We start from the raw sequence: 18,536 nt of genomic DNA on the forward strand, positions 1-18,536 counted from the left end.
GAATCTCTCCTCGAGTCAGAGGCCTGTCGGCCCGTGCGAACCTTTTATTAAAGCTAACGTGCATCGCCGAAAACAACAAGCCAAAGCGCCGGTTGTTTCCGGTTAACCATTGCCATATCAGGCAGTTTATCCGCGCGGCGCCGGTTTCTGCGCCAGGAAAATAAACATCAGGATCGCCAGCATAAAGCAGCCGAAGATGGTGCCGGTCATGCTGAGCAGCGAGGTGCCGCCCAGCCCGGTCACGGGCACGGCGATGGCGCCGAGCGAGAACATGCAGACGCCGATCACCGCCGAGGCGCTGCCGGCGCGATGGCCCTGGCTCTGCATCGCCAGCGAGGAGGCGGTGGTGGCGATCACCCCGTTGCTGGCGATAGTGAAGAAGAGCGCGACCAGCACCAGCGGCAGCGGCGCGCCGGTGATACCCGCCAGCAGCAGCAGGCTGGAGGCGACGAACGCCAGCGTCAGGCCGCCTTTCAGCACGCGATACTCGCCCCAGAGCGGGCAGAGGCGCGCGCTGGTCTGCGAAGCGATCACCAGGCCGACACCGTTCGCGGCGAAGCAGAAGCTAAACGCCTGCGGCGACAGGCCATAAATCTGCTGCAGCACGAACGGCGAGGCGCCGATATAGGCGAACATGCCCGACATCATAAACGCCTGCGTCAAACAGAAGCCCATAAAGGGACGATGGACGATCACCTGGCCCAGCGCCGCCCAGGCGGAAAAGACCGAGCCCTGGCTGCGGCGTTCAGGCGGCAGGGTTTCATGCAGCTTCCAGCGCGCCAGCAGGATCAGCAGCAGCGCCGTCGCGCCCAGCACCGCGAAGATGCCGCGCCAGTTAAGCACCGTCATCAGCACGCCGCCCAGCACCGGCGCGCCAATCGGCGCCAGGCCGTTGACCAGCATCAGCAGGGCGAAAAAGCGCGTCAGCTCATGCCCGCTGTACATATCACGCGCCACCGCGCGCGACAGCACCGCGCCGCCCGCGCCCGCCAGGCCTTCAAACAGGCGCGCCAACAGCAGCTGGTGGATATCCTGCGCCAGCGCGCAGCCGATGGAGGCGATAAACAGCAGGATCAGCGAGAGCGTTAGCGGGCGCAGACGGCCGAACTTATCGCTCATCGGCCCGAACAGCAGCTGCCCCGCGCCCAGCCCGAGCAGGCCGGCGGTCAGGCTCAGCTGCGCGGTGGCGGTCGAGGTATGGAGATCGCGCGCCAGCTCAGGCAGCGCGGGAAGGTAGAGATCGATGCAGAGCGGGCCGAGCGCCGCCAGCAGGCCTAGCGTGATGGCATAGACCAGTCGGTTATTTAGTGCAGGTGTCATTTGTCCTCTGAGGGCTTAACTAAGTCGTGGATCATCTGTTTGTAGAGGGTATGAAGCAGGTCCGCTGACGCTTTCTGCGTCGTCAGGCGGCGAAACGCGGTGCCTTCCACCAGCACTGCCAGCACTTCAACGCAGGCGGCGCGCTGCGCGTCGCTGAGGTGCGGATAGTCGACGCGCATTTTTTCACAGGCGTTGTGAAACAGCCGCGTTTCGGCGGTTTGCAGGATCTCGGCGACGCGCGGATTGCGGCTCGCTTCGGCGGCCACCTCCAGCATCAGCATCTCATCCTCTTCGTTCAGGGTGTCGCGACGGGCAATCATATCGGCGAGATGGCTGGCGTCGGTCTGTTCGCTCATCGCCGCCACGCGGCTGTCGACGATACGCGTGACCATCTCTTCGATCAGCGCGTCTTTACTGGGAAAGTAGCGGTAGATCTGCCCGACGCTCAGGCTGGCGGCGCTGGCGAGCTGCGCCATGCTGGCGGCGTGAAAGCCCGACTGACGAAAACAGCGGCGCGCCGCCGCGATGATTTCATCCTGGCGGGTACGATGTCGCGCATCGCGCGCTTCACGCTGTTTGTTCATCTCGCCTCCGAAACTAGTTTTGAGAGTGCTTATTCTCGCGCCGGATTATACGGGTCGATCGCCATAAGAACAGCTTTTTTACGCTAACCTGACGTTTCAGACTCAACTTAAAAACGCGCCATAAAGTTGATTAATCTGCTTTTATGTTCCAGGCTTATGCTCACATGGACTATACAATGAGGAACAACAAGATGAAAAAAGCAATGGGATGTATCGCTGCGGCGCTGGCGCTGGCCGCACTGTCTGGTTGTACGGCTTACGATCGTGCTGAGAGCTACGTCAGCAAGCCGGTAGTTAAGGATGTGAAAAAAGGCATGACGCGCGATCAGGTGCGCCAGATTGCGGGACCGGCTTCCACGGAAATCACCATGGTCCACGCGCGCGGCACCTGCCAGACCTATGTACTGGGCGAGCGTGACGGCAAACCGCAGACCTACTTCGTCAGCTACAGCGACACCGGTCGCGTGATGAACTACGGCTTCCAGAGCTGTAAAGATTACGACACCGATCCGCAGGCTGCGCAGTAAGCCGCGACCCCACAGAATAGCAAACGGCCCGTCATTGACGGGCCGTTTTTCGTTAGGCGGTTTTTACAGGCCGGCGGGACGCGGCACTTCGATATATTCGCCGTTAATGTCGCGCTGATAGTAGTGGCCTTCCTGCACGTAGAAGCGACGGCCGTTAAAGTCCAGCACGCGCATTGCGCTGCCCGGCTCCGCTGGCGGTTGCACCACCACGTAGTTTTCGCCCTGACGCTGATAGTAGGCGCCGTTGAGCATATAGTAGGTCAGACCGCCGATCAGCACCGCGGTGGCCGCTTCAGGCAGGAAGCGCAGCGGGCCGGGACCACCCCAGCCGCGACCGGGACCGCCCCAGTGCGGGCCAGGGCCGGGACCCCAACCGCCGGGATGAGCAGAGACAATGGCTGGCGACAACAGCGTTAACGCCAGCAGTGAGGCGATAACTTTTTTCATGGGTTTTCTCCTGCGATAACTGCCAGCAGCATTCGCTTTTTCCGTCGAAAAAACAAGCGCAGAGGCGCGACTTTTTCCTCTCTTTACCACGCTTAACGCTTTCTTAACGGGGCCGCCATAAAGGGGGGCGGATTGTGAAGTGCGGGCATAAAAAAACCGGGCGCAGCGGCCCGGTTTCAGTTGGCGAAGCGAGCGCTTAGCGGTGCGCCAGCTCGGCCTGTTCGTCACTCTCCAGCACCGCTTTGTCGGTCAGACCGAGCCAGCGGCTGGTGAGCGAGCCGGCGGTCATCGCGCCGTTGACGTTAAGCGCAGTGCGGCCCATATCGATCAGCGGTTCGATAGAGATCAGCAGGGCGACCAGCGTCACCGGCAGGCCCATGGCCGGCAGCACGATCAGCGCGGCAAAGGTCGCGCCGCCGCCGACGCCTGCGACGCCCGCCGAACTCAGGGTAACGATGCCGACCAGCGTGGCGATCCAGACCGGATCGAACGGGTTAATGCCGACCGTCGGCGCGACCATCACCGCCAGCATCGTCGGATAGAGGCCGGCGCAGCCGTTCTGACCAATAGTGGCGCCAAAAGAGGCGGAGAAGCTGGCGATAGACTCCGGCACGCCCAGGCGACGCGTCTGGGTTTCCACATTCAGCGGAATGCTCGCGGCGCTGGAGCGGCTGGTAAAGGCGAAGGTGATCACCGGCCACACCTTGCGGAAGAAGCGCAGCGGATTGATGCCGTTGACCGACAGCAGCAGCGCATGCACGCCGAACATAATCGCCAGCCCCAGATAGGAGGCGACGACAAAGCCGCCGAGCTTGATGATGTCCTGCAGATTCGAGCCGGCGACCACTTTGGTCATCAGCGCCAGCACGCCGTAGGGGGTCAGCTTCATGATCAGGCGCACCAGCTTCATCACCCAGGACTGCAGGGTGTCGATCGCCACCAGCACGCGCTCGCCTTTGGCGGCGTCATCATTCAGCAGCTGCAGCGCCGCGACGCCGAGGAAGGCGGCGAAGATCACCACGCTGATGATCGAGGTCGGGCTGGCGCCGGTCAGATCGGCGAACGGGTTTTTCGGCACAAACGAGAGCAGCAGCTGAGGAACGGTCAGATCCGCCACTTTGCCCGCATAGTTGCTCTGGATGGCGGCCAGACGCGCGCTCTCCTGCGCGCCCTGTACCAGACCCTCGGCGCTGAGATGGAACAGGCCGGTGACGAAAACGCCGACCAACGCCGAGATAGCCGTGGTCACCAGCAGCACGCCGATGGTCAGCAGGCTGATTTTGCCCAGCGACGAGGCGTTATGCAGACGCGCCACCGCGCTGAGGATCGAGGCGAACACCAGCGGCATGACAATCATCTGCAGCAGCTGCACGTAGCCGTTGCCGACAATATTGAACCAGCTAATAGAGGTTTTCAGCACCTCGCTCTGCTGACCGTAAATCGCCTGCAGCGCCAGTCCGAACAGTACGCCGATCACCAGGCCGACCAGCACCTTTTTCGACAGGCTCCAGCCTTGACGGCCAAGGCGCGACAGCAGCAGCAGCAGCGCGACGAAGGCCACGAGATTAAGTATCAGAGGTAGATCCATATTGGCTCCAGAGAGAACGTCCGGCTGCGCACGCCGCGCCGGCACGCCAGATAATGTGACGCACGAATTAAGTGCCGGTATGTTACCAGCTCGCCTGCGCGCTCACTTATATCCAAATGGAATGGCTTATAACCAGACAGCGCTTTCTGCTGCTTTAATGCGCTTTTTGCGTGGAAATCAGTCGGGAAACGCCGTTTTGCAACGTATCGAAGAGCTGCGACGGCCACCCTTGCGCACCAAAAGAGGGCGCGCCCGGCGGAAACCAGAGCGCGTAGCCCACCAGCGCCAGGCAGAGCGTGCGCTCCAGCTGGTTGCCTTTCTGGCTTCTGAGAATAGGCAGGCGAAAGCGCCAGCGGCACGGCCACAGCAGCGGCACGCCGGCGGGCGTCAGCATATCCGCCACGATATGGCTGAGATAGCCAAGCGTCATGCCCTGCAGCACATCCGCAGGCAGCAGCCAGTCGTCCGGCACGTTAATCTGAAACAGCCACAGGCTGGCCGCTACCGCCAGCAGGCTATGGGTAAAGCCGCGATGGCCAAAGGCGCGCGCGATAGGATAAGAGAGCCACTTCAGCCGCTGGCCGAGCAGCGACTTAGGGTGATCGATATCAGGCAGCAGGCAGGTGAGCAGCGAGGCGGAGATAAGGTGCCACCAGTCAGCCTGCGCCAGCACGGGCGTCAGCTCCGCGCGCTTGGCAAAAATAGCGGTGGCAATAGCGAAAATTACGTGGCCTTCGCCCGTCATGATAAAACCTGGCTGCAAACTGTCGATGCATCCAGTATAGGGATTTATCCAGTAAATGAGAAGTTGTGACGCTGTAACGAGGCGTGAATTTTTTCACGACACAGCGGCAGGACGCCGCCGTGTCGTCAGGCAAGAAAGGCTTAGCGCGCCAGCCAGCCGCCGTCGACGGCCAGCGTATAGCCGTTAACATAGTCAGAGGCGGCGGACGCCAGGAACACCACCGGCCCCATCATATCCTCCGGCACGCCCCAGCGGGCGGCGGGAATACGCCCCAGAATCTCCGCGCTGCGGCCTTCGTCGCTGCGCAGCTGCTCGGTATTGTTGGTGGCCATATAGCCCGGCGCAATAGCGTTAACATTGATGCCGTGTTTCGCCCACTCGTTTGCCATCAGGCGCGTCAGCCCCATTACCGCGCTTTTCGACGCGGTGTACGAGGGCACGCGGATGCCGCCCTGGAACGACAGCATAGAGGCGATATTGATGATCTTGCCGCCGCTGCCCTGAGCGATAAACTGGCGCGCAACCTGCTGCGACAGGAAGAAAACGCTTTTGCTGTTGATGTTCATCACATCATCCCAGTCCTGCTCGCTGAAATTGAGCGCGTCTTCGCGGCGGATGATCCCGGCGTTATTGACCAGAATATCGATTCTGCCGGCGGCGGCCACCGCCTGCTCGACCACGCCTGGCACCTGTTCCGTCTGGATCAGATCCGCCTGAAGCGACCAGAAGCGACGGCCCAGCGCCTCGACGCGCTGCTGCGTTTCCGTAGGATCGTCGCGGTTGACCCCGACGATATCGCAGCCGGCCTGCGCCAGCCCCAGCGCCATACCCTGGCCGAGACCGGTGTTGCAGCCGGTGACCAGCGCGATTTTTCCTTCCAGATTAAATGCGTTAAGTATCATGAGAGCGCCTCCTTTATTAGCGCAGATCGCGGATGTTGACATGATCCATGTCGTCGAATACCTGATTCTCGCCGACCATGCCCCAGATAAAGGTGTAACGTTCGGTGCCGACGCCAGCGTGAATCGACCAGCTGGGGGAGATCACCGCCTGCTCGTTATGCACCAGCAGATGACGTGTCTCCTGTGGCTGGCCCATCATATGAAACACCGCGCTTTCCGGGTTCATATCGAAGTAGAAATAGACTTCCATGCGGCGCTCGTGGGTGTGGCAGGGCATGGTGTTCCAGAGGTTGCCATTCTCGAGGCGGGTCAGGCCCATGGTGAGCTGACAGGTGGGCAGCACGTCCGGCACCAGGTATTTGTTGATGGTGCGTCGGTTTGAGGTCGCCGCATCGCCGAGCGTGGTGCGCACCGCCTCCTCTTTGCCGATTTTTTTATCGGGAAAGCGGCTGTGCGCCGGGGCGCTGTTGAAATAGAACTTGGCCGGACGGCTGGCGTCGTGGCTGCGGAAGCTCAGGGTTTCGGCGCCTTTGCCCACATAGAGCGCCTCTTCGCTGCCAATCTCCCACACCTTGCCGTCTACCTCGACGCTGCCTGGGCCGCCGATATTGATCATGCCCAGCTCCCGCCGCTCCAGGAAGTAGCTCACGCCGAGCTGTTTGCCCATCTCATTGCCGAAGGCGACGCTGCCGGCAACCGGCATCACGCCGCCGATAATAATGCGGTCGATATGGCTGTAGGTCAGGGTATAGCGGTCGGCTTCAAAGATTTTCTCAATCAGAAATTCGCGGCGCAGCCCGGCGGTGTCGAGCTGCCTGGCGTGCTCACTATGAATGCTTTGACGTACGTCCATCTTAATCCTCTCTGGCGAAGTCAGGTACGCGTGCCCCACAGGGCGTCTGAAGGGCATCTTAAGAGGAGTGGGCGCGCAATTCAATAAAAATGAAACGATGTTTTATTTTTTGAGAGGGCGATCATGCCGCAACAAAAAACCCGCCGCTGGCGGGTTTCTGCGATAAACAGCCTGCATCAGCTGTGCGTATCGCCCAGCAGATGCGCGGCGGTGAGCTGGGTCAGATCGTCCAGCCTGACGTCTGCCAGCGACCAGCGCGCATCGTCGCGCAGCGCTGCGGGCGGTACCACCACAGAGCGCATGCGCGCCGCTTTGGTGGCGATCATGCCGTTAACCGAGTCCTCTAGCGTCACGCAGTGCAGCGGATCGACGTTGAGCCGCGCCGCGGCGTCGAGATAGACCTGCGGATGGGGCTTGCTGTAGGGCAGCGCCTCGGCGGAGACCAGCACGTCGAAATCGCCGCGCAAATCGAACAGCGCCAGCACCCGCTCCAGCATCATCAGAGGCGAGGCGGAAACCAGCCCCGTTTTTAGCCCACGCTCGCGGCACAGCTGCAGCGCCTGTTTCACGCCTGGCAGCAGCGGCCGCTTCTCCTCTATTAGCGCCAGCGCGCGGGCGATAATGCGCGCGGTCACCTCCTGCTGATCCGGGCCGGACCAGGGCAGGGTTTCATACCACATGCGCACCACCTGGTCGATGCGCAGGCCCAGCGTGTCCGGCAGTTCGGCGCGGCGCGACAGATCGACGCCCAGCGAGGCGAAAATATCGAGTTCGGCCCGATCCCACAGCGGTTCGGAGTCGATAATCAGGCCATCCATATCAAACAGGGCGGCGTAAACAGGGCGGGTATAGGGCATCGGCTGGCTCCTTGTAGAATTTGCGCTACCTTATCATGGGCTGAGGCGCGCGGCGAAAGCGGCGCAGGTGACGCTTTTTTCAGGAAATAAAACTGACAGGCAGGTAGACTGACTGCAAACGGGAATTCGGGTACAGGAGATACCATGACATATCAACAGGCTGGCCGCATCGCCATCCTTAAGCGAGTGGCTGGCTGGGCAATTTTTTTGCTCGCGCTGCTGTCGACCATGATTTCAGTGCTGAGCTTTATGTTCAGGCACAGCGAAAAACAGCCGGGCATCGATGCCGTGATGCTCGACTTCGTGCATGTGATCGTCGATATGATCCGCTTCAACACGCCGTTCCTCGGCTTTTTCTGGCGTAATTCGCCGGTGCCGGAGTTTCACGGTCAGATGAATATCGGCTTCTGGATTATCTATATCCTGATTTTCGTCGGTCTGGCGCTGGAGGCGTCGGGGTCGCGCATGGGTCGTCAGGCGAAGCACATCAAAGAGGGGATTGAAGATCAGCTGATCCTGGAGCAGGCGAGAGGCAGCGAGGCCCGCACGCGACAGCAGCTGGAGGAGAAAATCCGCGTGCCGCACCACACGATTTTTCTGCAGATTTTTCCGCTCTATATCCTGCCGGTCGCAATCGCCGTCGCGGGCTATTTCGTGCTGTCGCTGCTCGGGTTTCTGTAAGGCGTCAGGCCGGTCTGGCCTGACGCTGCGCCAGCGCGTCTTCGTCGAGCAGGCGCGCGATGGCGAACTGCGCCTCGCTTACCCAGCTGCCGCCGAAGACGTTGGCGCGATTAAGCAGATAGTAGAGCTGATAGACCGGCTGGCGCTGTGAGAAACCGTCCGGCAGCGGCCAGACGCTTTGATAGCCTTCATAAATCTCTCGCGGCATGGCGGGAAACCAGCTCAGCATCGCCAGATCGCACTCGCGATCGCCCCAGTAGCAGGCGGGATCGAAAATCCAGGGGCCGCCTGCGCTGCCGGCGCAATTGGCGGGCCAGAGATCGCCATGCAGCAGCGAAGGCTGTGGGTGATGCGAGGCGAGGGCGCGCTGCACGCAGTTGACGATCGCTTCGGTATTGCCGTAGGTGACGCCTTTCTCTTCGGCCAGCTGCAGCTGCCAGCCGATACGCTGTTCCGCGAAAAACACCGACCAGCGTCGCAGCCAGCTGTTGGGCTGCGGCGTAGTGGTGATGTTATTGTCGAAGTCGAGGCCAAACTGCGCCTGCTCGCTCCACTGGTGCAGACGCGCCAGCTGCTGCCCCAGCGCAAAGGCGTTCTCTCCCTCCAGCGGCTCAGGGGCAATATACTCCAGCAGCAGAAAGCTCTGGTCGCGGTGGTGGCCAACGCCGTAGACCGCCGGCACGCGAACGCTCTGCGTGCGCGCCAGCAGCGACAGCTGATCCGCCTCCCAGGTGAACAGGGTCAGCATCTCCCGATGATTGCACTTCATAAAGACGTCGTGCTCGCCATAGCGAATACGCCAGGCGGGATGGACGTCGCCGCCGGGAAGCTCATGGCGTTCGGTAATCTCGGCATGGCCAAACTGTTCGCTTAACAGACGACTAATAGCGTTCCACATTGGGCGATCCTCTTTTTAACCTGTCAGGCTGCAAAGTCGGTCAGGGTTCTCTCCTGCACCGCGGCGATTATATCGCGTGAAAACAGGCGAAAACCCGCGCTTGCGCACAGCTTACCGGAACGGATGGCGCGCGTGTTTACAAATGGGCGTCGCGTAAGAACGCGTCCAGCGTCGTCACGCTGACGTCGGGCTTTTGATGCAGCACGCTTTCCCCGGCGGCAACGGCCTGCTGCTGCAGATCGTCCGGCGAGAGCGCGCTGATGAGCCCAAAGCTGTTGGTGCCCAGCTCGTGCGGTTTGCCTTCATCGTCGTTGAGCGTGGTGGTGAAGCCGGCGGCGACCATCGCGCTGTTAAGCGCCTGAATGTCGCCGAGTCCCGATTCCTGATAGCGAAAGGTGACAATGTAACGCTTAAGTTCGTCGTTCATCTTCTACCTCTGTGCGGCATGACTGTGCTCAGCGTAGACCATGGTGAAAAAATGCGCGAATAATGAACGGGATAAAGCGTGCGGTTTGTTACAAGCACAAAAGTAAAGCTGGGTAAAGGCAGGGAAACCGTCGGGTGAAAAATCTTGTCGCAACTCAGCTGTTTTTTTCCTGCCCGATCACTATAATGCGCGCCGTTAATGAGAAAAGTCCCAATAATCAAGCGGGATTGCGCGTATGCGGCGTCTTTCTGGCGAGTTAATACTTATTTACAATACTTACCGTAAATTGCATTGATTGGCCCGCAAAACTCTTCACACTCACTGTTTTTTAAACTGTCGTACGGGTCACAATAAATGAAAGTGCTTAACAAGCTCTCTGCCGTTCTTTTGCTCTCCGCCGGCGCGTTTTGCCACCAGGCATTGGCGGACAACACCGTTTTCACCGCGATGGACGATCCCTCAACGGCGAAGAAGCCGTTCGACGGCAGCGCGTCTGCTGGTTACCTGGCGCAAACGGGTAACACCACCAGCTCCTCGCTGACCGCGCAAACTAATATGACGTGGTACCAGAGCTCGATGGCGTACAGCCTGTGGGGCAACGCGTCGAACACCTCGTCCAACGATGAGCGCTCGTCGGAAACCTACAGCATCGGCGGCCGTTCGCGCTACAACCTCAACAGCTTCGACTACCTGTTTGGCCAGGCGAGCTGGCTGAGCGACCGTTTCAACGGCTACGACTCACGCGACGTGCTGACCGCCGGTTACGGTCGTCAGATCCTGAACGGCCCGATCCATTCGCTGCGTGCGGAATTTGGTCCGGGCGTGCGCTATGACGATTTCCACGACGGCGGCAGCGAAACCAAAGCGCTGGGCTACGGCGCGCTGAGCTATCAGTGGCAGCTCACCGACAACACCAAATTTATTCAGGGCGTCTCGGTGCTGAGCAGCTTCGGCGAAGACACCACCGTGAACTCGGAAACCGGTCTGCAGGTCGGCATCAACGATCACTTCGCGCTGAAGCTGGCGTATAACGTCACCTGGAACAACAATCCGCCGGAATCTGCGCCCGATCGCACCGACACCAAAACCAGCATTATGCTGACCTACGCGATGTAACCTCGCCGCGTAAACCACTTACTGACCGCAGCCCTGGCTGCGGTTTTTTTTCGTCGCTTCCTCGACTTAGCGAGTCGTGCACGGGTTTTGCTGGCCGTTCAAAGCTGTTATCATCAGCGGCGCACTACAATCCTGGCGTCATTCCGACAACGTGGGTCTGACATCACGCCGGGCAACGACTCTTACTCAATGTTGTATGTAAGCTTTCGTGTGGCTTACCACTGCAATTAAGGATATGAAATGCCTGTAATTACTCTTCCTGATGGCAGCCAGCGCAGCTACGATCGCGCGGTGAGCGTGATGGATATCGCGCTGGATATCGGTCCTGGCCTGGCGAAAGCCTGTATTGCCGGACGCGTTAACGGGCAGCTGGTGGATGCGGTCGATCCCATCACCGAGGACGCCTCTGTCGCCATCATTACCGCAAAAGATGAAGCGGGTCTGGAGATCATTCGCCACTCTTGCGCGCATCTGCTGGGACACGCCATCAAACAGCTGTGGCCCAACACCAAAATGGCGATCGGTCCGGTTATCGACAACGGCTTCTACTATGATGTCGACCTCGATCATACCCTGACGCAGGAAGATATCGACGCGCTGGAAAAACGCATGCACCAGCTGGCCGAAACCAACTACGACGTGGTGAAGAAAGTCGTCAGCTGGCAGCAGGCGCGCGACGTGTTCGCCGAGCGCGGCGAGAGCTATAAAATCACCATTCTGGATGAGAATATCAGCCACGACGACCATCCTGGCCTCTATCATCACGAAGAATATGTCGACATGTGCCGCGGTCCGCACGTGCCGAACATGCGTTTCTGTCACCACTTTAAGCTGCAGAAAATCGCGGGCGCCTACTGGCGCGGCGACAGCAACAATAAAATGCTGCAGCGTATTTACGGCACCGCCTGGGCGGATAAGAAGCAGCTCAACGCCTATCTGCAGCGTCTGGAAGAGGCGGCGAAGCGCGATCACCGTAAAATCGGCAAGCAGCTCGACCTCTACCATATGCAGGAAGAGGCGCCGGGCATGGTTTTCTGGCATAATGACGGCTGGACCATCTTCCGCGAACTGGAAGTGTTCGTGCGCAGCAAGCTGAAAGAGTACCAGTACCAGGAAGTGAAAGGTCCGTTTATGATGGACCGCGTGCTGTGGGAAAAAACCGGGCACTGGGAAAACTACAAAGAGGCGATGTTCACCACCTCTTCTGAGAACCGTGAATACTGCATCAAACCGATGAACTGTCCGGGCCACGTGCAGATCTTCAATCAGGGGCTGAAATCCTACCGCGATCTGCCGCTGCGCATGGCGGAGTTCGGCAGCTGTCACCGCAACGAGCCGTCAGGCGCGCTGCATGGCCTGATGCGCGTCCGCGGCTTCACCCAGGATGACGCCCACGTCTTCTGTACTGAAGATCAGGTGCGCGACGAAGTGAACAGCTGTATTCGCATGGTGTATGACATGTACAGCACCTTCGGCTTTGAAAAGATCGTGGTGAAGCTCTCCACGCGTCCTGAGAAGCGCATCGGCACCGATGAGATGTGGGACCGCGCGGAAGAAGATTTAGCCGCCGCGTTGAATGAAAACGAAATTCCGTTTGAATTTCAGCCCGGAGAAGGTGCATTCTACGGTCCGAAAATTGAATTTACCCTGTATGACTGTCTCGATCGCGCCTGGCAGTGCGGCACAGTTCAGCTAGACTTTTCCCTGCCAAAACGTCTGGACGCCACCTATGTGGGCGAAAACAACGATCGGCAGACGCCGGTGATGATTCACCGCGCCATTCTCGGTTCGATGGAGCGCTTTATCGGCATCCTGACCGAAGAGTTTGCCGGTTTCTTCCCGACGTGGCTGGCGCCGATGCAGGCGGTAGTGATGAATATTACCGATGCGCAGGCAGAATATGTCGACATGTTGACACGCAAATTGCAGAATGCTGGCATTCGTGTGAAAGCAGACTTGAGAAACGAGAAGATAGGCTTTAAAATCCGCGAGCACACATTACGTCGCGTCCCTTATATGCTGGTCTGCGGTGACAAAGAGGTGGAAGCTGGCAAAGTGGCCGTTCGCACCCGCCGTGGTAAAGACCTCGGGACGATGGACATCGATGTGTTTGTTGAGAAGCTGCAACAAGAGATTCGCAGCCGCAATCTTCACCAATTAGAGGAATAAGGTTATTAAAGGCGGAAAACGAGTACAACCGACGCGTCCGAATCGAATCAACGGTGAAATCCGTGCCACTGAAGTACGCTTGACTGGCGTGGATGGCGAACAGATTGGTATTGTCAGCCTTCGCGAAGCTATTGAAAAAGCTGAGGAAGCAGGTGTTGATTTAGTAGAAATCAGCCCAAACGCCGAACCGCCGGTGTGCCGTATTATGGACTACGGCAAGTTCCTTTATGAAAAAAGCAAATCTTCTAAGGAACAGAAGAAGAAGCAAAAAGTTATCCAGGTTAAGGAAATTAAATTCCGTCCTGGTACCGATGAAGGCGACTATCAGGTAAAACTCCGCAGCCTGATTCGTTTTCTGGAAGAAGGCGATAAAGCCAAGATCACGCTGCGTTTCCGCGGTCGTGAGATGGCGCACCAACAGATCGGTATTGAAGTGCTTAACCGCGTGAAAGAAGATCTGGTTGAACTGGCAGTGGTCGAATCCTTCCCATCGAAGATCGAAGGCCGCCAGATGATTATGGTGCTCGCTCCCAAGAAGAAACAGTAGGCTTTCAAGTAACACTGACCGCGCAGCGTTCGCGCTGTGCGGTTCTTTGTTCGCCTGTCTGATTCGTTTTATTAACAATGCGAAGTGGATATTTTTAAAATGCCAAAGATTAAAACTGTACGTGGCGCGGCTAAGCGCTTCAAGAAGACCGCTTCTGGCGGCTTCAAGCGTAAGCACGCAAACCTGCGTCATATTCTGACTAAAAAATCAACTAAGCGTAAACGTCACCTGCGTCCGAAAGGCCTGGTGTCTAAAGGCGATCTGGGTCTGGTTGTTGCCTGCCTGCCGTACGCATAAGTTAACTTTTTTATAAATCTGCCCCAGGCCTTTGCGATAAGCAGAGGAGTAAGGGCATCACAGAATATTGATACAGGAGAGCTCACATGGCTCGCGTAAAACGTGGTGTAATTGCTCGCGCACGTCACAAAAAAATCTTAAAACAAGCTAAAGGCTACTACGGTGCACGTTCACGTGTATACCGCGTTGCCTTCCAGGCTGTTATCAAAGCTGGTCAGTACGCTTACCGTGACCGTCGTCAGCGTAAGCGTCAGTTCCGTCAACTGTGGATTGCGCGTATCAACGCCGCAGCGCGTCAGAACGGCATCTCTTACAGCCGTTTCATCAATGGCCTGAAAAAAGCGTCCATTGAAATTGACCGTAAGATCCTGGCTGACATCGCTGTATTCGACAAAGTGGCGTTCACCGCACTGGTCGAAAAAGCAAAATCAGCTCTGGCGTAAGTCAGATGAAAAAGGGAGCTTGCTCCCTTTTTTATTGCCTGTAACTCAAGCAAAAGATTGACATTTTCACCGCAGGGCTTTTCAATAGTGCCCTCAGAATCACAGCAAGGTAACGCAAGCATGCATGCTGCTATTTTCCGTTTCTTTTTTTACTTTAGCGCCTGACACTCAGGGGCTTTTGCGCATAGAAAAGAAACGAAAAATCGCGCCGAAAGCCTCCCTCGTGGAGGCTTTCGTGTTTCTGGCGAAGCATATTGGACGGATACGTCCCAACGAGAACTGACCAGCCCGGCTGGAAGAAGAGGAAACCATGTCCCAACTCGCAGAACTGGTGGCCCGCGCCACGGCCGCTATCGACGAGGCGACGGATATCGCCACCCTTGACGCGGTGCGCGTCGAATATACCGGCAAAAAAGGCCACCTGACGCAGCTGATGACCACGCTGCGCGAGCTGCCGCCGGAAGAGCGTCCGGCCGCTGGCGCGGTGATCAACGAGGCGAAGCAGCAGGTGCAGGAGCGTCTTAACGCGCGCAAAGAGACGCTGGAGTCCGCCGCGCTCAACGCGCGCCTTGCCGCCGAAACCATCGACGTCTCCCTGCCGGGTCGCCGCACGGAAAACGGTGGGCTGCATCCGGTGACGCGCACCATCGATCGCATCGAAAACTTCTTCGGCGAGCTGGGTTTCGCGGTGGTGACCGGTCCGGAAATCGAAGATGACTACCATAACTTCGACGCGCTCAATATTCCGGGCCATCATCCGGCGCGCGCCGATCACGACACCTTCTGGTTCGACGCCACGCGTCTGCTGCGCACTCAGACCTCTGGCGTGCAGATCCGCACCATGAAAAATCAGCAGCCGCCGATCCGCATCATCGCGCCGGGCCGCGTTTACCGTAACGATTACGATCAGACCCATACCCCGATGTTCCACCAGATGGAAGGGCTGATTGTCGACAAGAACATCAGCTTCACCAATCTGAAAGGCACCCTGCACGACTTCCTGCGCAACTTCTTTGAAGAAGATTTGCAGATCCGTTTCCGTCCATCCTACTTCCCGTTTACTGAACCCTCAGCGGAAGTGGACGTGATGGGTAAAAACGGCAAGTGGCTGGAAGTGCTGGGCTGCGGCATGGTGCATCCGAACGTATTGCGCAACGTCGGCATCGATCCGGAAATTTACTCCGGCTTCGCCTTCGGTATGGGCATGGAGCGTCTCACCATGCTGCGCTACGGCGTGAGCGACCTGCGCGCCTTCTTCGAAAATGATTTACGTTTCCTCAAACAATTTAAATAAGGGCAGGTTATCCAATGAAATTCAGTGAACTCTGGTTACGCGAATGGGTAAACCCGGCTCTGGACAGCGCTGCGCTCTCTGAACAGATCACCATGGCCGGTCTGGAAGTGGACGGCGTGGAGCCGGTTGCCGGCGCGTTTCATGGCGTAGTGGTCGGTGAAGTGGTGGAGTGCGGCCAGCACCCGAACGCGGATAAGCTGCGCGTCACCAAAATCAACGTCGGCGGCGATCGCCTGCTCGATATCGTCTGCGGCGCGCCGAACTGCCGTCAGGGTCTCAAGGTCGCCGTCGCCACCGTTGGCGCCGTGCTGCCGGGCGATTTTAAAATCAAAGCGGCGAAGCTGCGCGGCGAGCCGTCGGAAGGGATGCTCTGCTCCTTCTCCGAGTTGGGCATTTCCGACGATCACAGCGGCATTATCGAACTGCCGGCCGATGCGCCGATTGGCGCGGATATCCGCGACTACCTGAAGCTCGATGACAACACCATCGAGATCAGCGTCACACCGAACCGCGCCGACTGCCTCGGTATTATCGGCGTGGCGCGCGACGTGGCGGTGCTGAACGGCCTGCCGCTTACCGCACCGGCCATCGAGCCAGTGCCCGCCGCGATCGGCGACACCTTCCCGATCCGCGTCGACGCCACTGACGCCTGCCCGCGCTACCTGGGCCGGGTGGTGAAAGGTATCAACGTTAAAGCCGCAACACCGCTCTGGATGCGCGAAAAGCTGCGCCGCTGCGGCATCCGCTCTATCGATCCGGTGGTGGATATCACCAACTACGTACTGCTTGAGCTGGGCCAGCCGATGCACGCCTTCGACCTCGACCGCATCGACGGCGGCATCGTGGTGCGCATGGCGAAAGAGGGCGAAGCCCTGACGCTGCTCGACGGCAGCGAAGCGACGCTCAGCAGCGACACGCTGGTGATCGCCGATCATCATAAGGCGCTGGCGATGGGCGGCATCTTTGGCGGCGAGCACTCTGGCGTCAATGAAGAGACGCGGAACATCCTGTTCGAGTGCGCTTATTTTGACCCGCTGGCGATCACCGGTCGCGCGCGCCGTCACGGCCTGCACACCGACGCCTCGCACCGCTACGAGCGCGGCGTCGATCCGGCGCTGCAGCACAAAGCTATCGAGCGCGCCACGCAGCTGCTGCTGGATATCTGCGGCGGCCAGGCCGGTCCGGTTATCGATCAGACGCACGCGGCCACGCTGCCGGCGCGCACCACTATCACGCTGCGCCGCGAGAAGCTGGATCGCCTGATTGGCCATGTGGTGGCCGACGAGCAGGTGACCGACATTCTGACGCGCCTCGGCTGCGAGGTGACGCCGGGCCAGGGCGAGTGGAAAGCGGTGGCACCGAGCTGGCGCTTCGACATGGCGATTGAAGAGGATCTGATTGAAGAGGTCGCGCGCGTCTACGGCTATAACAATATCCCGGACGTGCCGGTGCAGGCAGGACTGGTGATGACCCAGCACCGCGAAGCGGATCTCTCGCTGAAGCGCGCCAAAACCCTGCTGGTGGATAAAGGCTATCAGGAAGCGATCACCTACAGCTTCGTCGACCCGAAGATTCAGCAGCTGCTGCATCCGGGCGAAGAGGCGCTGATCCTGCCGAGCCCGATCTCCAGCGAGATGTCGGCGATGCGCCTGTCGCTGTGGACCGGCCTGCTGAGCGCCGTGGTCTACAACCAGAACCGCCAGCAGAGCCGCGTGCGCCTGTTTGAGAGCGGTCTGCGCTTTGTGCCTGATACCCAGGCGGATTTGGGTATCCGTCAGGATCTTATGCTGGCGGGCGTGCTGAGCGGCAACCGCAGTGAAGAGCACTGGGATCTGGCGCGTCAGGCGGTTGACTTCTATGATTTAAAAGGCGATTTAGAATCGCTGCTCGATTTAACCGGCAAACTGGACGATATCCGTTTCCGTGCCGAAGCCAATCCGGCGCTGCATCCGGGGCAAAGCGCGGCAATTTATTTGCAGGACGAGCGAATCGGATTTATCGGGGTGGTTCATCCTGAGCTGGAACGTAAGCTGGATCTCAACGGTCGCACCTTAGTCTTTGAACTGCTTTGGAATAAGGTCGCAGACCGCGTCCTGCCTGATGCGCGCGAGATTTCACGCTTCCCGGCGAACCGTCGTGATATCGCCGTTGTGGTGGCGGAAAACGTCCCCGCAGCAGATATCATCGCCGAGTGTAAGAAAGTTGGCGTAAATCAGGTAGTTGGCGTAAACTTGTTTGACGTGTACCGCGGTAAGGGTGTTGAAGAGGGTTTCAAGAGCCTCGCCATCAGCCTGATTTTGCAGGATACCAGCCGGACACTCGAAGAAGAGGAGATTGCCGCGACCGTTGGCAAATGCGTTGCGGCATTAAAAGAGCGATTCCAGGCAACCTTGAGGGATTGAACCTATGGCGCTTACAAAAGCTGAAATGTCAGAGTACCTGTTTGAGAAGCTTGGGCTGAGCAAACGCGACGCGAAAGAGCTGGTGGAGCTGTTTTTTGAAGAGGTTCGCCGCGCTCTGGAGAATGGCGAGCAGGTAAAACTGTCTGGGTTTGGTAATTTCGACCTGCGCGATAAAAATCAGCGTCCAGGCAGAAATCCAAAAACGGGGGAAGATATTCCAATCACCGCGCGCCGCGTGGTGACGTTCCGCCCGGGTCAGAAGCTGAAAAGCCGCGTCGAAAACGCTTCTCCGAAAGATAACGACTGACCGATTTCAGTGTTCTAAAAAGGCCGCTTATGCGGCCTTTTTCATTGGCGCGCGCGGACGCGTTTTTCGCCGTTCTCCCCGTTCTCTCCACAGTGTCAGCATTTCGTAAGCATCTGGAAAAAGAGCTGAAAA

Annotated in this window: 21 protein-coding genes; 11 read left to right on the top strand and 10 right to left on the bottom strand. The window is 58.6% G+C overall.

Annotated elements, in window-relative coordinates:
- Nucleotides 1-126: 126 nt before the first annotated feature.
- Nucleotides 127-1,320, bottom strand: coding sequence for a multidrug effflux MFS transporter (locus B2J69_RS05790; RefSeq protein WP_081137275.1), 1,194 nt, complete (start codon nucleotides 1,318-1,320; stop codon nucleotides 127-129).
- Nucleotides 1,317-1,904: a TetR/AcrR family transcriptional regulator gene (locus B2J69_RS05795; protein WP_081137277.1), complete on the bottom strand. Its 588-nt coding sequence runs from the start codon at nucleotides 1,902-1,904 to the stop codon at nucleotides 1,317-1,319. The genes B2J69_RS05790 and B2J69_RS05795 overlap by 4 nt, the downstream gene beginning before the upstream one ends.
- A 191-nt stretch (nucleotides 1,905-2,095) precedes the next feature.
- On the opposite strand from B2J69_RS05795, the gene osmE reads away from it, so the two are divergent.
- On the top strand, nucleotides 2,096-2,431 hold the full coding sequence (osmE, locus tag B2J69_RS05800) for an osmotically-inducible lipoprotein OsmE (protein ID WP_081137279.1): 336 nt from the start codon (nucleotides 2,096-2,098) through the stop codon (nucleotides 2,429-2,431).
- 63 nt (nucleotides 2,432-2,494) lie between these two features.
- Here the strand turns inward: osmE and B2J69_RS05805 are convergent, their stop codons facing one another.
- The 6 genes from B2J69_RS05805 to hxpB all read right to left on the bottom strand — a co-directional run bounded on the left by B2J69_RS05805 (nucleotide 2,495) and on the right by hxpB (nucleotide 7,823).
- A complete protein-coding gene (locus tag B2J69_RS05805) occupies nucleotides 2,495-2,878 on the bottom strand; it encodes a DUF6515 family protein (RefSeq protein ID WP_081137281.1) in 384 nt (127 codons plus the stop codon).
- Nucleotides 2,879-3,074: 196 nt separating this feature from the next.
- Nucleotides 3,075-4,466 carry an L-cystine transporter gene (locus B2J69_RS05810; protein ID WP_081137283.1) on the bottom strand — a complete coding sequence of 464 codons (1,392 nt, stop codon included), beginning with the start codon at nucleotides 4,464-4,466 and terminating at the stop codon, nucleotides 3,075-3,077.
- Between the two features lie 154 nt (nucleotides 4,467-4,620).
- Nucleotides 4,621-5,211, bottom strand: coding sequence for a metal-dependent hydrolase (locus tag B2J69_RS05815; RefSeq protein WP_081137699.1), 591 nt, complete (start codon nucleotides 5,209-5,211; stop codon nucleotides 4,621-4,623).
- 140 nt (nucleotides 5,212-5,351) lie between these two features.
- On the bottom strand, nucleotides 5,352-6,113 hold the full coding sequence (gene kduD / locus B2J69_RS05820; protein WP_081137285.1) for a 2-dehydro-3-deoxy-D-gluconate 5-dehydrogenase KduD: 762 nt from the start codon (nucleotides 6,111-6,113) through the stop codon (nucleotides 5,352-5,354).
- 16 nt (nucleotides 6,114-6,129) lie between these two features.
- Entirely contained in the window at nucleotides 6,130-6,966 is an 837-nt protein-coding gene (kduI, locus tag B2J69_RS05825) for a 5-dehydro-4-deoxy-D-glucuronate isomerase (protein ID WP_081137287.1), read from the bottom strand.
- 176 nt (nucleotides 6,967-7,142) lie between these two features.
- Entirely contained in the window at nucleotides 7,143-7,823 is a 681-nt protein-coding gene (hxpB, locus tag B2J69_RS05830; protein WP_081137289.1) for a hexitol phosphatase HxpB, read from the bottom strand.
- 144 nt (nucleotides 7,824-7,967) lie between these two features.
- On the opposite strand from hxpB, the gene B2J69_RS05835 reads away from it, so the two are divergent.
- Nucleotides 7,968-8,504, top strand: coding sequence for a YniB family protein (locus B2J69_RS05835; protein WP_081137291.1), 537 nt, complete (start codon nucleotides 7,968-7,970; stop codon nucleotides 8,502-8,504).
- A gap of 4 nt (nucleotides 8,505-8,508) precedes the next feature.
- Here B2J69_RS05835 and B2J69_RS05840 read toward each other — a convergent pair whose 3' ends face one another.
- Both B2J69_RS05840 and ghoS read right to left on the bottom strand, forming a co-directional pair.
- Nucleotides 8,509-9,402: a fructosamine kinase family protein gene (locus B2J69_RS05840; RefSeq protein ID WP_081137293.1), complete on the bottom strand. Its 894-nt coding sequence runs from the start codon at nucleotides 9,400-9,402 to the stop codon at nucleotides 8,509-8,511.
- 136 nt (nucleotides 9,403-9,538) lie between these two features.
- The gene (ghoS, locus tag B2J69_RS05845; RefSeq protein ID WP_081137295.1) at nucleotides 9,539-9,829 is read right to left on the bottom strand and encodes a type V toxin-antitoxin system endoribonuclease antitoxin GhoS; all 291 of its coding nucleotides are present in this window, start codon (nucleotides 9,827-9,829) and stop codon (nucleotides 9,539-9,541) included.
- A 354-nt stretch (nucleotides 9,830-10,183) separates the two neighbouring features.
- Here ghoS and B2J69_RS05850 point away from each other — a divergent pair, with 354 nt between their 5' ends.
- From B2J69_RS05850 to ihfA, 9 genes are all read left to right on the top strand, one after another.
- Nucleotides 10,184-10,945, top strand: a complete 762-nt coding sequence (locus B2J69_RS05850) for a DUF481 domain-containing protein (RefSeq protein WP_081137297.1) — start codon at nucleotides 10,184-10,186, stop codon at nucleotides 10,943-10,945.
- Between the two features lie 240 nt (nucleotides 10,946-11,185).
- Complete coding sequence (gene thrS, locus B2J69_RS05855) at nucleotides 11,186-13,114, top strand: threonine--tRNA ligase (protein WP_081137299.1); 1,929 nt, start codon at nucleotides 11,186-11,188, stop codon at nucleotides 13,112-13,114.
- Nucleotides 13,115-13,118: 4 nt separating this feature from the next.
- Nucleotides 13,119-13,661, top strand: a complete 543-nt coding sequence (infC, locus tag B2J69_RS05860) for a translation initiation factor IF-3 (RefSeq protein ID WP_081137301.1) — start codon at nucleotides 13,119-13,121, stop codon at nucleotides 13,659-13,661.
- 99 nt (nucleotides 13,662-13,760) lie between these two features.
- Nucleotides 13,761-13,958, top strand: a complete 198-nt coding sequence (gene rpmI / locus B2J69_RS05865; protein ID WP_081137701.1) for a 50S ribosomal protein L35 — start codon at nucleotides 13,761-13,763, stop codon at nucleotides 13,956-13,958.
- A gap of 86 nt (nucleotides 13,959-14,044) precedes the next feature.
- On the top strand, nucleotides 14,045-14,401 hold the full coding sequence (rplT, locus tag B2J69_RS05870; protein WP_010616241.1) for a 50S ribosomal protein L20: 357 nt from the start codon (nucleotides 14,045-14,047) through the stop codon (nucleotides 14,399-14,401).
- A 120-nt stretch (nucleotides 14,402-14,521) separates the two neighbouring features.
- Nucleotides 14,522-14,566, top strand: a complete 45-nt coding sequence (gene pheM / locus B2J69_RS24245) for a pheST operon leader peptide PheM (RefSeq protein ID WP_121626058.1) — start codon at nucleotides 14,522-14,524, stop codon at nucleotides 14,564-14,566.
- Between the two features lie 145 nt (nucleotides 14,567-14,711).
- On the top strand, nucleotides 14,712-15,695 hold the full coding sequence (gene pheS / locus B2J69_RS05875; RefSeq protein ID WP_081137303.1) for a phenylalanine--tRNA ligase subunit alpha: 984 nt from the start codon (nucleotides 14,712-14,714) through the stop codon (nucleotides 15,693-15,695).
- A gap of 14 nt (nucleotides 15,696-15,709) precedes the next feature.
- Complete coding sequence (gene pheT / locus B2J69_RS05880; RefSeq protein WP_081137305.1) at nucleotides 15,710-18,097, top strand: phenylalanine--tRNA ligase subunit beta; 2,388 nt, start codon at nucleotides 15,710-15,712, stop codon at nucleotides 18,095-18,097.
- A gap of 4 nt (nucleotides 18,098-18,101) precedes the next feature.
- A complete protein-coding gene (ihfA, locus tag B2J69_RS05885) occupies nucleotides 18,102-18,404 on the top strand; it encodes an integration host factor subunit alpha (RefSeq protein ID WP_033747517.1) in 303 nt (100 codons plus the stop codon).
- Nucleotides 18,405-18,536 lie beyond the last annotated feature (132 nt).

It is taken from the genome of Pantoea latae, from assembly GCF_002077695.1.
GTDB classification, from domain to species: domain Bacteria; phylum Pseudomonadota; class Gammaproteobacteria; order Enterobacterales; family Enterobacteriaceae; genus Pantoea; species Pantoea latae.

Coding starts and splice junctions, on each gene's coding strand:
- osmE (WP_081137279.1), top strand. CDS start 2,096: ATGAAAAAAGCAATGGGATGTATCGCTGCGGCGCTGGCGCTGGCCGCA.
- pheT (WP_081137305.1), top strand. CDS start 15,710: ATGAAATTCAGTGAACTCTGGTTACGCGAATGGGTAAACCCGGCTCTG.
- rpmI (WP_081137701.1), top strand. CDS start 13,761: ATGCCAAAGATTAAAACTGTACGTGGCGCGGCTAAGCGCTTCAAGAAG.
- kduD (WP_081137285.1), bottom strand. CDS start 6,113: ATGATACTTAACGCATTTAATCTGGAAGGAAAAATCGCGCTGGTCACC.
- B2J69_RS05815 (WP_081137699.1), bottom strand. CDS start 5,211: ATGACGGGCGAAGGCCACGTAATTTTCGCTATTGCCACCGCTATTTTT.
- B2J69_RS05850 (WP_081137297.1), top strand. CDS start 10,184: ATGAAAGTGCTTAACAAGCTCTCTGCCGTTCTTTTGCTCTCCGCCGGC.
- B2J69_RS05795 (WP_081137277.1), bottom strand. CDS start 1,904: ATGAACAAACAGCGTGAAGCGCGCGATGCGCGACATCGTACCCGCCAG.
- pheS (WP_081137303.1), top strand. CDS start 14,712: ATGTCCCAACTCGCAGAACTGGTGGCCCGCGCCACGGCCGCTATCGAC.
- hxpB (WP_081137289.1), bottom strand. CDS start 7,823: ATGCCCTATACCCGCCCTGTTTACGCCGCCCTGTTTGATATGGATGGC.
- B2J69_RS05805 (WP_081137281.1), bottom strand. CDS start 2,878: ATGAAAAAAGTTATCGCCTCACTGCTGGCGTTAACGCTGTTGTCGCCA.
- B2J69_RS05790 (WP_081137275.1), bottom strand. CDS start 1,320: ATGACACCTGCACTAAATAACCGACTGGTCTATGCCATCACGCTAGGC.
- B2J69_RS05840 (WP_081137293.1), bottom strand. CDS start 9,402: ATGTGGAACGCTATTAGTCGTCTGTTAAGCGAACAGTTTGGCCATGCC.
- kduI (WP_081137287.1), bottom strand. CDS start 6,966: ATGGACGTACGTCAAAGCATTCATAGTGAGCACGCCAGGCAGCTCGAC.
- ghoS (WP_081137295.1), bottom strand. CDS start 9,829: ATGAACGACGAACTTAAGCGTTACATTGTCACCTTTCGCTATCAGGAA.
- ihfA (WP_033747517.1), top strand. CDS start 18,102: ATGGCGCTTACAAAAGCTGAAATGTCAGAGTACCTGTTTGAGAAGCTT.
- B2J69_RS05835 (WP_081137291.1), top strand. CDS start 7,968: ATGACATATCAACAGGCTGGCCGCATCGCCATCCTTAAGCGAGTGGCT.
- B2J69_RS05810 (WP_081137283.1), bottom strand. CDS start 4,466: ATGGATCTACCTCTGATACTTAATCTCGTGGCCTTCGTCGCGCTGCTG.
- rplT (WP_010616241.1), top strand. CDS start 14,045: ATGGCTCGCGTAAAACGTGGTGTAATTGCTCGCGCACGTCACAAAAAA.
- thrS (WP_081137299.1), top strand. CDS start 11,186: ATGCCTGTAATTACTCTTCCTGATGGCAGCCAGCGCAGCTACGATCGC.